Here is a 12,043-nt window from a genome sequence, read left to right on the forward strand (position 1 = left end):
CCATGTTGTCACGCGTAGCAGAAAACCTTTACTGGATGGCGCGCTATATCGAGCGTGCCGAAGACACCGCCCGGCTATTAAGTGTTAATAGCCACCTGATGCTGGATTTGCCCCGTCTTCTTCCGCTTGGTTGGGCGCCTCTCATCGAAATGACCGGCACGCTGGAAGAGTTCAATGCACGTCACACCAGCTTTGATGAGCGCAGCGTGGTCTATTTTTTGTGTGCCGATGCGCAAAACGGCAGTTCGATTCTTTCCGCGCTGGCTAGCGCCCGGGAAAACTTACGAACCACTCGGGATGTGGTGCCCCGGGAAATTTGGGAAGAGATCAATCAGCTCTACCTCAATGTTGCGGATCATGTTGAAAGCGGCGTTAGCCCCCGACGGCGGGATACGTTTTTGAAAAACGTGATACGCGGCTGCCAAACCTTAACGGGCTTGATTGAAGGTACGTTAAGCCATGGCCCCGCACGTACCTTTATCGAGCTGGGCCGCCAGCTTGAACGGGCGGATATGACCACGCGTATTGTTGACGTTCGCTCGGCAAGCCTGTTGCCCCAGAACCCCGAAGAACTGCTGCCCTTTGAAAACCTACAGTGGATGAGCGTATTAAAATCACTCACCGCTTACCAGATGTATCGCCAGCAGGTGCGGTTAAGGGTACGTGGGCCGGATGTGCTGCGTTTTTTGCTACAGGATCCTAACTTTCCACGCTCGATAGCCTGTAGTTTGGAAACCTTGGGCCACGAGCTGCAGCTGCTGCCAAGGCTGGATCGGGTAGCCGCAACGGTTTCTTTGGTTCGGGCGGATGTTGTCGACGCCGACATTCAGGCACTGGCCCACTCGCCTAGCAAGCTGCATGCCTTTGTTGACGAGCTTCAAATAGGCTTCGCCACTATTCACGACACGCTTAGCGCCACTTACTTTGTGAACAGTGAGGAGGTGCCGCGAGTGACGCAATGGCAGAGCCAAAGCCAGAGCCACGCCGGGGATAACGACAACGACTAATTAAGCAGGTTGAGAGCTGGCGCTCGCGCTCTGAATCAATTCATGGACATACGCCAGCTTATCGCGCACCGCAGGAGCAATTACCCCCGGTGCTAAATCCAACAGTCCCATGTCGCGGTTTAGCTCATTAACCGCTAGGCCTACTTGGTGAAAGGCCAGCAACATACTATCCAAAGTGCCGTCATACTCCGCAGGGGAAAGCCCCATGTGGAGTGCGGTATCCAACACAGCCACCATATCCAAATAAAACGCAAATGTTTCGGCGAAGTCTTCCCAGGGGTGCATAGCGGCGTAAGCCGAAATAAACTGCGCTTGCCATTGGGAGGGTGAGCCCTGCTGGTAGTAATGCTCTAGTGCATCGGCGTAGGTGGGATAATTATGGTCGCCAAACACCAGGCAGAAAGCCTGCTCATCGCGCTCTTTGACCAGCAAGTCCCAGTAATAATGACCAATTTCATGGCGGAAATGGCCGATTAGCGTTCGGTGAGACTCGTTCATATCGACCCGCAAGCGTTCACGCTCAACGTCATCCGCTTCCTTAACGTTTATCGTAATGTGGCCGTTTGCGTGGCCGGTGTAGACCTTCTCCTGGCTTGCCGTTGAGCGCCAAAGGCCTTGATCGGGTAAGGCGTCTGCCATAAATGAAAAGCTTAACGGCACACGAATATCTTCTCCTTCCGTACCGTGGGGGAGCGAAAGTAGGTCGAGTGTGTGGAACAGTCTACGCTTAGCGGCTTCAAGTGCTGCCCAGCGTTCCCGGTGCCCGTTAATCGCAAGGTCGGGGATAACAGCGTTATAGCGGCAGCAGGCGCACAGCGTATCGGCGTGACCCTCATGCATCACCACCATGCGGTTACACACATTCTCTACTGCGTAGTTGTGGCACTTCATCAGCGCAGCATTGCAGCTAGGGTTTGTGCAGCGGTAGCCCCCATTTGTTAAAGGCGCCAACGCCACGATATGCGAACACGCAGGGCACCAGCCTACTTCCGATTGGCAGGCAAGGCAGTGGGTGTTTTCATAAAAAAGTGGATTGCCACAGCGGCAGCTGAACGTCTGCATAATGCCTCCTTGTGTGATGCCGCACCGTGGGAACCGCACGCGCAGCATTGCTAGCACTTGGCTGTAACGTCAGCATAGCGATGGGATGTCCGCTAGGGAAAGACTAATTATCGTGACCATAAAGATAGCTACTGCACTAAGGGTGATGTTGACGTTTACGTCAACTTGCTGATATACCCTAGAGGCTCCTAATTAGAACCCATAACAAACATAAACGTGAGGAATAGTGCTATGTCCGTACGCGAAATACCCATGTACATCGATGGTCAGCAAGTCGTATCCGAAAGCCAGGACTGGCGCGATGTAGTAAACCCTGCCACCCAAGAAGTGGTTGCCCGGGTACCTTTCTGTACCGCCGAAGAAATAGAGCGCGCCATTGCCAGCGCAAAAACAGCGTTTAAAGAGTGGCGTAAAGTGCCGCTGGGTAAACGTATGCGCATTATGCTGAAGCTTCAGGCGCTGATTCGTGAGAACACAGCTGAACTGGCGGCGCTGATTACCGAAGAGCACGGCAAAACATTGCCCGATGCTGAAGGTGAAGTAGGGCGTGGCCTTGAAGTGGTTGAGCACGCCTGCTCGATTACCTCGCTGCAGTTGGGCGAGCTTGCTGAAAATGCCGCCAATGAAGTTGACGTTTACACTATGCACCAGCCACTTGGTGTTGGCGCCGGTATTACGGCATTCAACTTCCCGATTATGTTGCCCTGTTTTATGTTCCCGCTGGCAATCGCCACCGGCAATACCTTTGTTCTAAAGCCTTCCGAACAAGACCCAAGTTCCACCATGCGTTTGGTAGAACTTGCCCATGAGGCGGGTGTTCCCCCCGGTGTACTGAACGTTGTGCATGGCGGCCCTGATGTGGCGAACCAGATTGCCGATCACCAGGATATCAAAGCGCTCTCATTTATCGGTTCGTCCCACGTAGGCTCACTGCTCTACAACCGTGCTGCTGCTGCAGGTAAGCGCATGCAGGCCATGATGGGCGCCAAAAACCACTGTGTCGTTATGCCGGATGCCAACCGCAGCCAAGCCATTGATAGCCTGTTAGGCTCAGCTTTTGGTGCCGCAGGCCAGCGCTGTATGGCTAACTCCGTGGTTGTGCTGGTGGGTGAAGCTCGCGAATGGGTGAAGGATATTGAAGAGGGCGCCCGCAATATGAAAGTGGGGCCAGGCACTCAGCGCAATGCGGATTTAGGCCCGTTGGTTTCGCCCCAGGCAAAAGAGCGCGTAGAGCGCCTGATTACCGCTGGTGAAAAAGAGGGTGCCAAACTGTTAGTGGATGGCCGTGGCTTCACAGTGGAAGGGTATGCTGAAGGTAACTTCGTTGGGCCAACACTGTTTGCCGACGTTACGGCGGATATGACCATTTACCGTGAAGAAATCTTTGGGCCGGTTCTCTGTGTGGTGAGTGTTGAAACGCTGGATGAAGCCATTGAGTTTATTAACGCTAACCCCAACGGCAATGGCACCTCGATTTTCACTAACTCCGGTTGGGTAGCGCGGCGTTTTGAAACCGATATTGATGTGGGCCAAATCGGGATTAACGTTCCCATTCCTGTACCGGTGGCTTATTTCAGCTTTACCGGTTCGCGGGGGTCCAAGCTGGGAGATTTGGGGCCGAACGGTAAACAGGCCATTGCCTTCTGGACACAGACAAAAACGGTCACCGCTCGCTGGTTTGAGCCGGAAAATGTCTCAAGCGGTATCAATAGTACGATCTCGCTGTAACGCTGACTCAACCCAGTGACGCGAGAGGCAATAAACGCAACAAGCCCCGTCTGAACGGGGCTTGTTGGCACGTAAGGTTAGTTCTCGCTTGGCTTAAAAATTATCAAACAGCGGCAGGCTTTTTTCAAAAAGCTGTTCGATGGGGCCTAGCTGGCTCTCATGTAGCACTAGAAGGGTGGAGGCATCTTTAAAGTCTTCGCGTAAAGGGACAAGTAGCGCAAACTCTCCCTCTTCAAGGTGAAACTCGTGGATTTCACGCAGCCCGTTAGGGGTTTCAAGCTGGGAACAGCGGTAGTTGTCGTCTTCGCTGTAAACAAGGCGATGGTACATTTTAAACAGGGTATAGAGGGCTAAGCCGCCAACAAAAGCGGGCCAGCGTGCTGGGGTTTCGCGGATGTCCGCGGCTAAGGTTTTGCCGTCGGCTTCAGCGTCGGCAATGGCATCGGCCAGCGGTGTTGCAAGAATCGCCGTGTCGTCGGCAGGCAGCGGAGCATTTTGACGGGTTGCTTGGTCAAAGTCGTTAACTGCAGCGCGAAAATCGTCCAAAGAGTGAAGCGCGTAATCCACGTGCTGTAGGTCAGCGGGTTCAAAACCGCCGTTCTCCCAACCGTGGATAACGCGTAGTGTTACCTGACCCCGGCTCATGGGGCGAGCTAGGAGCATATGCAGCATCGTACGGATGTGCATTTGCCGCTCATTGGCGTCATTCTCAAAAGCACGGTATGGCTCAGCAAATAGTTCGTGCAGTCGTCCCTGAGTATGCTCTTTGGCTTCGGCGTATTGCATGGCGTTTCCCTTTTAGCGAGCCGTTTTATGCGCGCTGTGCACGGTTTTTTTATGATGTGTTAGTAAGCGTAAAGTATGGCGAGCGAAACCTGGGATTAATAGTCACTTTGCATAGTATTTTGTTACTGAATTACTAAGCCTATTACATTTCGTTAACTGTACAACTCATACCTATTTTTAACCATAACAACAAAGGTGAGACTATGCCTGCTTCAATAAGTCGCTTTGCCGTACCAGCATCCCTCGATGAGCTGCCCGAGGATATTCGCAGTGCAATTTTAAACGTGCAGGAAAAAGCAGGGTTTGTGCCGAATGTATTCTTAATGCTTGCCCATCGGCCGGATGAGTTTCGCGCTTTCTTCGCCTATCACGATGCGTTAATGGAACGAGCATCGGATACGCTCACAAAAGCTGAAAAAGAGATGATTGTGGTAGCCACTAGCGCTCGTAACCGCTGCCTTTATTGTGTGGTGGCTCACGGTGCCTTAGTGCGTATTTATAGTAAAGATCCACTACTTGCAGATAACGTGGCGATTAATCATCACGTGGCCGATCTAAGTGAGCGTCACCGTTTGATGCTCGATTTTGCCCTGTATAGTTCCATTGAGTTAGGCGAGTTCTCGCGCGCCTGGCAGGAGCGCTTAGCGAATGTCGGTTTCACCCTTGACGACTGCTGGGACATCGGCGCTATTGCCGCCTTTTTTAGCATGTCCAATCGGCTGGTCACCTTGGCAGGCACACCGCCTAACCCCGAATTTTATGCCATGGGCCGTGTTCCTCGGAGCAATGTTTCTGATGCCTCTTAGGGTTTACTAAGCCGCTGATTTAGCCGAGGATAGTGCCTTCACACATATGTCGCCAGGGGCGTCCTCATTGAAGGACTGAGAGTTCCATAGGCAGACCCTGGAGCCTGAACCAGTTTGTTCCAGCAGAGTAAGTGCGACATGGCTTACCTAACGAGTAGCCAGAGAGCTAAGCAGTAAACGTTGTTTCGCGTTATGGTGTCGTATTGCCTCTCCCCGAATGGGTTCAACAGCGATGAGCTATCCACTACCGTTCAATGAAGATGCCCGTCTAGCAGCGCTAAATGAATTGGCACTGCTAGATACGGCTAATGAGCCGGTATTTGACCGGATTACTCGGTTGGTGACCCTGCTTTTAAACGTGCCAATGGCAACGGTTACCCTAGTGGACGCCGATCGACAGTGGTTCAAGTCTAAAATCGGTTTAGATATTTCGGAAACACCACGGGATGTCGCTTTTTGCGCTTACACCGTGATTCAAGCAGCTCCTTTGATTGTGAATGACGCGCTTATAGACGAGCGGTTTGCCAGTAACCCTTATGTGACAATGCCAGACGGTGTGCGTTTCTATGCAGGCTTGCCCTTAAAAAGCTCCCAGGGCTACGTATTAGGTTCGCTCTGTGCGATGGACAGTAAACCTCGCTTATTAAGCACCTCCGAGCAGGCAGCGATGCAAGATCTTGCCGATATTGTCGTAGGGGAAATACAGCTTCGTGAACGGCTGATTGCCGAGCAAAAAAGCAAAGAAGTCTCACAGCGCGCGTTAAAGGCGCTGCATTTAAGCCTTGAGCAGCAGATTGAACAACGCACTCGAGAGCTTAGTCTGGTGATGGAAACAGCCTACGACGCCTACCTAAGTATTGATGAAATCGGCCGTGTTCTTGATTGGAATCATGCGGCTGAAGTGATGTTTGGCTGGCAGCGTAAAGAGGCGCTGGCACGCACTATTGCCACACTAATGTTTCCTGAAGGGCTGCCCCACGCGTCCTCATCTCCCATCATGGGAAAAGCCAAACGGCGGGATGGCGGATGGCTTCCTGTGGAAATTCGCCTAAAAAGCTATGCAGTGAATGGCCGTGAGCGACGCAGCTTGTTCATTCATGATATTACCGAGCGCCAGCAGTTAGAGCGTTTGCGCAACCAGGAAGCCCGAGAAGATGCGTTAACCACGTTACCCAATCGGCGCGCGCTAGATGAGCGGCTTCCAGAAGCCATGGCAAGGGTGCGCCGCACGCGTAAACCGCTGGCCGTGCTGTTTATGGACTTAGATGGTTTTAAAGGGGTAAACGATTGCTACGGGCACGCCATGGGTGATGAGCTGCTGCGGGATATTGCCCTTAGGTTGCAACAATCGGTACGCGAAACAGACTTTGTGGCGCGCTGGGCTGGTGATGAGTTTGTGTTGTTACTAGAAGGGGTCGACAGCGGGGCCCTGGTGACCTTTACGAACAAATTGATACGTACTATCGAGCAGCCGCTGATAGTGGCTGGCGTCACGCTTAACGTTAGCACCAGCGTTGGTGTGGCGCTATTTATGCCGGAAGCCGTCGAGACGGCAAAAGAGCTGCTCAAGCGTGCAGATGTTGCTATGTATGAAGCCAAACATGCAGGTAAAGGGCGGCTACACTTAGCCCAAGACGTTGATATATAAAACGATATTTAGTCAGCACCCACCTCAGGGACGATTATGATCCGCAGTATGCTCACCACGCCTGACGGGCTCGTGCATGAAGGCGATGAAGACTCAATTGAGCAGTGGCAGGCAACCCCGGGAAGCCATATCTGGATAGATATGCAAGGAGAGTCAGGTCCGCGAGAGCGGAGTCTACTTGAGCGTTTAGAGTGCCACCCTATGGCTATCCAAGATGCACAAAAAGAGCGGCACCCACCTAAAATTGAAGAGTTTGAGCACCATACGCTGATTATCTACCGTGGTATTTCCTCCTTTGATGCACAGCTCAACTTTGTGCCTCAGCAGATCTGTTTTTTTATTGGTGAACGCTTTTTGGTGACGCTGCATCCCGGCGATGCGCTTAGTGTTGATCGGTTTTTCAACGAACAGGGCAGCACGTTGCTAGCGCAATCACCCGAGCGTGTTGCATTAAGAGTGATGTATACCTCGGCAGGTTTTTACATTGATAGCTTGCTTGAATTTGAGAGTGAACTAAGCGATTTAGAGGATGAGTTGCTGGCGAACGGTAACGACGTTTTAATGCGCAAACTGACCACCTACCGTTCACGATTAGTGAAACTGCGTCGTATTTTTAGCTATCACAAAGGTATTACTCAGGAGTTAACAGCCTACGACTACGCGCATCTGCCACGAGATGATAATGAAACCCTCTACGCGATCAATGATGTAGCCGAGCGTTTTGAGCGCCTTTATACCCTCACGCAGATGTATTACGACATCTGTGGCGATTTAGTGAATGGCTATATTTCGATTTCGTCGCATCAGCTTAATATTACGATGCGGGTATTGACGGTGATTACGGCCATTTTTGTTCCGTTGACGTTTATTGCCGGTATCTACGGCATGAACTTTGAGTACATGCCCGAGCTGGGCTTTCAGTATGGGTACTTCTTTGTGTTGGGCGCCATGGCGGGGATTGGGGGAAGTTTGATTTGGCTTTTCAAACGTAAAAATTGGTTTTAGGCCGTTTGGCGAGCGAAAAGTTGAACCCCTCCCATGTGGTTTAGGCCTGACTGTGGCATTCTCTGCGTCGACTAATGACGTGCATACACCTGGGAGCAAACACCATGACCATTATGATAATAGGCCTGCTGATATTTCTGGGCAGCCACTCTGTGCGTATTTTTGCGGAAAACTGGCGCCAGCAGCAGGTAGCCAAGCTAGGGCTAACCAACTGGAAGCTCGCCTACTCGGCTGTATCACTGGTGGGGCTTGCCATTGCTATTTATGGCTTTGGCCAAATGCGTTTTGATCCCATCTACATCTGGTTTCCACCGGTGGGGTTACGCCATGCAGTAGCCCTACTCATGCTGCCTGCCTTTATTATGCTGGTAGCGGCTTATGTGCCGCGCAATGCTATTAAAGCGAAGCTTGGCCACCCGATGATGCTGTCGGTTAAGATTTGGGCGCTTGCCCACTTGCTGGTCAACGGTCGGCTGGGCGATATCATCTTTTTTGCCGCTTTCTTGGTATGGGCTATTTTGGCGTTTAAAGCGGCCAAGCAGCGCGACCGTATGAACCCACCCGCGGTTGTAGCCACTTCGACGCCCGCAACGATCGCCACGGTGGTTATTGGTGTTGTGGCTTACGTGCTGTTTGCGTTCTATTTGCATACCCTGCTTATTGGTGTGCCAGTGTTTGGCTAATAGCGATAATGAGCGTTTTGTTAACGGCGGCAGCGCATTCAGCGCTGCCGCCGTTGTGTTTAATGGCTTGTGACTCCTCACAGATTTGCTACGTTGTCAGGCAGATGCACTCTGTTATTCACAAGGAACCAGCCCATGGATGAAGCCGACTACGCTGTGCCTAAAACGATGTCCGCCATGTTATTAACGGGTCACGGCGACGTTGATAAACTGCACTACCGTCAAGATGTGCCCACGCCTCAGCCAGGGCCAAACCAAGTGCTGGTGAGGGTAACGGCCACGGCAAAAAATAACACCGACCGTAAGGCCCGCGAGGGGCTTTACCCCACCAAAGGAAAAGAGGAAGTGACCTCTTTTGCCATGGGTGGCTCACCGACACTTACCTTTCCACGTATTCAAGGTGCAGACGTTGTTGGGCGAGTCGTAGCAGTGGGTGAAGGCGTGGATAGCGCACGCAGGGGGGAGCGAGGCCTGCTGGATTTTAATATCTACGCCGATGAGCGCCGCACGATTAACCTGACGCCTGACTACTATGGCCACGGAGCCGACGGTGGCTATGCCGAGTACATTGCGGTACCGGCGGATCAGTTCCATCAAGTAACTAATCCAGCGCTGCACGATGCTGAGTTAGCTGCGATGGGCATGTGCTCTTATCAAACGGCCTACCACATGATGACCTCTGCCAACGTCAGTGCCGGTGAGCGTGTGTTGGTCAGTGGCGCCAGCGGTGGTGTCGGCACGGCGTTAATCCAGCTGTGCCGGATTGTTGGGGCAATACCTTACGCCGTTAGCCAGCCAGACAAAGCCGATGCGCTCTTAGCACTAGGCGCTGAAGCAGTGATTGACCGTGGAGATTTATCCACCTTTGTTGAGCGGATGTTGGCCGCAACCCACGGGCAGCCCATTGACGCCGTGATGGACTTAGTGGGCGGTGACATGACGGATCTGTTTATCGATACCATGATTGTCGATATGCAGTGCCGGAGCACTTATCCTCGGCTCTCCATCGCCGGGGCAAGTGGCGGCAATATCAGCGAAATTATGTGGACGCGGATTTACCTCTATCAAGTGCAGATATTTGGCGTTTCCCATGGCACTCGTGAAGAGGCGGAGCAACTGATCGAGTGGATCCGCCGCGGTGATTTAAAGCCCGTACTGCACGCCGCTTTTAAACTCTCTGAACTTCACATGGCCGAGCGTTACTTTGTGAATCGCGGTAGCAACTACCTTGGCAAAATTGTCATCGTGCCTGATGCTCAGTGGGCTGCCCACGGCGCACGATTTGCTTTACCCACCGATCAGGAGTCGCGCCTGTGAAGCATCTTCATACCATTGACCTGCTAGATACCCATGCGGGCGGTGATGTTAGCCGTATCGTAACCGGCGGTATTGATACGCTGCCCGGCGCCTCGGTTCGTGAGCAGATGGAATATCTGCGAGATGACGCCGATGGTTTGCGGCGTTTGTTGCTGGAAGAACCTTACGGTATCCCTGAAATGTCGGTCGATCTGCTCGTGCCTGCCTCCCACCCTGATGCAGTGGCGGGCTATATCATTATGGAAGTAATGGGCTATCCCATTTATTCAGGCTCCAATACCCTGTGTACCGCCACGGCCGTGCTGGAGACGGGCATTGTGCCCAAGCAAGAGGGTCTTCAGCGTTTTAAGCTGGAAGCGCCCGCTGGGCTGGTGCAAATTGAAGCCAGCGTGCGAGATGGCGTGGTGGAGTGGGTGACATGCGAAGGCCTGCCCAGCTATATCGATACCTACCGTGACACCATTCAGGTACCGGGTATTGGGCCTGTCACTTATTCGATTGCCTATAGCGGTGGTTTTTACGCCTTGGTCGATGCCGAAGCCCTGGGGTTCAAGCTAGTACGCGATGAAGAACAGGCCCTAGCGGCTTGCGCCTATAAGATTGTCGAGGCGATAAAAGCCCAGCGCGGCTTTTCCCATTACACCCTAGGGGATGTAGGGCCGCTGCCCTTTTTGCACTTTATGGGGCCAGAAGAGCCAGTGGCGGAAGGCTATATCCGCTCGCGTTCAACTACCTACGTGCACCCTGGGGTTATTTGTAGAAGCACCACAGGCACCGGAACGTCAGCCCGGCTGGCGCTGATGAACTATGAGGGACGGTTAACGGTAGGTGATAAGCTCGAAACGGTGTCGCTGCGAGAAACCGGGTTTATCGGTACTTTTACCGGTACCCACCAAGAGGGCGCTTACCAAGTGGTGGAAAACACCATTACGGGGCGCAGCTATGTGCTGGCAGAATCAAAGATAGTCATTAATTGCGACGACCCTCTGGTGGCATGCGGCGAACTGCACCATATTTTGAGCGACCGTCACGATAAACCGCCACAATAAGCGTGTTGCTTAATGCTGCAGGGCGATAATCAAACCTACCGGGATGTTTTGGCATACCCCTCGCGCTCCAGCCTTTCCCACACTGGGGCCTTCTCAGCCTCGGTCATGGCCCCCCAGCAGGCAATCTCATCAAGTGTGCGACCACACCCTAGGCAGAGTTCTTGGGATAGACCTTGGTGGCGCGATGCCACGGGTTCGATCTTACATACTTGAATACAAGGAGAAAGAGGGCGGCTAGCTGGCAACATGGTCAATGCTCAATGGAGTAACGATAGGCCTAGATAGTGGCGGACTTAAACAACGCGTTAAATCGGCACTTTACCACGCAGTGATTTGGTTTTGCCCTTACGCGTTTTATGATCTACCCGGCGACGCTGAGAGCCTTTGGTAGGTTTGGTAGGTCGGCGCACCTTCGGCTGTTTGGCAGCACTTTGTATCAGCACTTTTAGGCGGGCCAATGCATCCTCTTTATTTAGCTCAAGCGTGCGATAGCTCTGCGCCTTGATAATAATCACGCCCTCTTTGCTGATGCGTTGATCAGAAAGCGCCATCAAGCGTTCTTTATACACTGGGGGCAGGGTCGAATTTTGAATATCGAAACGTAAATGAACCGCAGAAGCGACTTTATTGACGTTTTGACCGCCTGCACCTTGGGAGCGAATTTGGCTAATATCAATTTCCCAATCCGCCAGCGTCACGCTATTTGAGATAGTGAGCATTGCGTTCCTCTGTACCGCATGTAGCCAGTAAGGCTAGCATATTTACTCTTTGGCGTTTTTAAGCCCCTACCGGCAAAACAATAAATTACTTTTTGCTACGCAGCGTTTAACGTTAATGTAGATTAAGTCGTATATTCTCTCGCCATAATTAAAAAAAGTTTCATTCAGGTACCAGCGTGGGCGGCCAGATTGGCGGCAGTGTTCACGATCTCAATTGAAAAATAGGGGGACGG

At 52.4% G+C, this 12,043-nt stretch carries 12 protein-coding genes; 8 read left to right on the forward strand and 4 right to left on the reverse strand.

Features of this window, described 5'->3' with window-relative positions; translation table 11 throughout:
• Positions 1-2: 2 nt before the first annotated feature.
• Positions 3-1,007 (forward strand): alpha-E domain-containing protein, encoded by a 1,005-nt coding sequence (locus P8S54_RS15925; RefSeq protein WP_281442522.1) that lies wholly within the window; start codon positions 3-5, stop codon positions 1,005-1,007.
• Here the strand turns inward: P8S54_RS15925 and P8S54_RS15930 are convergent, their stop codons facing one another.
• Complete coding sequence (locus tag P8S54_RS15930) at positions 1,008-2,069, reverse strand: putative zinc-binding metallopeptidase (protein WP_281442523.1); 1,062 nt, start codon at positions 2,067-2,069, stop codon at positions 1,008-1,010.
• A gap of 231 nt (positions 2,070-2,300) precedes the next feature.
• Between P8S54_RS15930 and P8S54_RS15935 the strand changes: the two genes are divergently transcribed.
• A complete protein-coding gene (locus P8S54_RS15935; RefSeq protein ID WP_281442524.1) occupies positions 2,301-3,797 on the forward strand; it encodes a CoA-acylating methylmalonate-semialdehyde dehydrogenase in 1,497 nt (498 codons plus the stop codon).
• Positions 3,798-3,890: 93 nt separating this feature from the next.
• On the opposite strand, the gene P8S54_RS15940 is transcribed toward P8S54_RS15935, so the two are convergent.
• Positions 3,891-4,583 (reverse strand): hypothetical protein, encoded by a 693-nt coding sequence (locus P8S54_RS15940; protein ID WP_281442525.1) that lies wholly within the window; start codon positions 4,581-4,583, stop codon positions 3,891-3,893.
• 203 nt (positions 4,584-4,786) lie between these two features.
• Between P8S54_RS15940 and P8S54_RS15945 the strand changes: the two genes are divergently transcribed.
• From P8S54_RS15945 to P8S54_RS15970, 6 genes are all read left to right on the forward strand, one after another.
• On the forward strand, positions 4,787-5,389 hold the full coding sequence (locus P8S54_RS15945) for a peroxidase-related enzyme (protein WP_281442526.1): 603 nt from the start codon (positions 4,787-4,789) through the stop codon (positions 5,387-5,389).
• A gap of 232 nt (positions 5,390-5,621) precedes the next feature.
• Positions 5,622-7,037, forward strand: coding sequence for a diguanylate cyclase (locus P8S54_RS15950; RefSeq protein ID WP_281442527.1), 1,416 nt, complete (start codon positions 5,622-5,624; stop codon positions 7,035-7,037).
• A gap of 36 nt (positions 7,038-7,073) precedes the next feature.
• Positions 7,074-8,042 (forward strand): magnesium transporter CorA family protein, encoded by a 969-nt coding sequence (locus tag P8S54_RS15955; protein ID WP_281442528.1) that lies wholly within the window; start codon positions 7,074-7,076, stop codon positions 8,040-8,042.
• Between the two features lie 104 nt (positions 8,043-8,146).
• Positions 8,147-8,725: an NnrU family protein gene (locus P8S54_RS15960; RefSeq protein WP_281442529.1), complete on the forward strand. Its 579-nt coding sequence runs from the start codon at positions 8,147-8,149 to the stop codon at positions 8,723-8,725.
• A 135-nt stretch (positions 8,726-8,860) separates the two neighbouring features.
• Complete coding sequence (locus P8S54_RS15965; RefSeq protein ID WP_281442530.1) at positions 8,861-10,042, forward strand: zinc-binding dehydrogenase; 1,182 nt, start codon at positions 8,861-8,863, stop codon at positions 10,040-10,042.
• Complete coding sequence (locus P8S54_RS15970; RefSeq protein ID WP_281442531.1) at positions 10,039-11,091, forward strand: proline racemase family protein; 1,053 nt, start codon at positions 10,039-10,041, stop codon at positions 11,089-11,091. The genes P8S54_RS15965 and P8S54_RS15970 overlap by 4 nt, the downstream gene beginning before the upstream one ends.
• Before the next feature lie 35 nt (positions 11,092-11,126).
• Here the strand turns inward: P8S54_RS15970 and P8S54_RS15975 are convergent, their stop codons facing one another.
• A complete protein-coding gene (locus tag P8S54_RS15975; protein ID WP_281442532.1) occupies positions 11,127-11,339 on the reverse strand; it encodes a DUF1289 domain-containing protein in 213 nt (70 codons plus the stop codon).
• A gap of 57 nt (positions 11,340-11,396) precedes the next feature.
• Positions 11,397-11,810 (reverse strand): alternative ribosome rescue aminoacyl-tRNA hydrolase ArfB, encoded by a 414-nt coding sequence (gene arfB, locus P8S54_RS15980; RefSeq protein WP_009100432.1) that lies wholly within the window; start codon positions 11,808-11,810, stop codon positions 11,397-11,399.
• Positions 11,811-12,043 lie beyond the last annotated feature (233 nt).

Origin of the sequence: Halomonas sp. M1 (genome assembly GCF_029581375.1) — a bacterium.
In the GTDB taxonomy this organism is placed as follows: Bacteria; Pseudomonadota; Gammaproteobacteria; order Pseudomonadales; family Halomonadaceae; genus Vreelandella.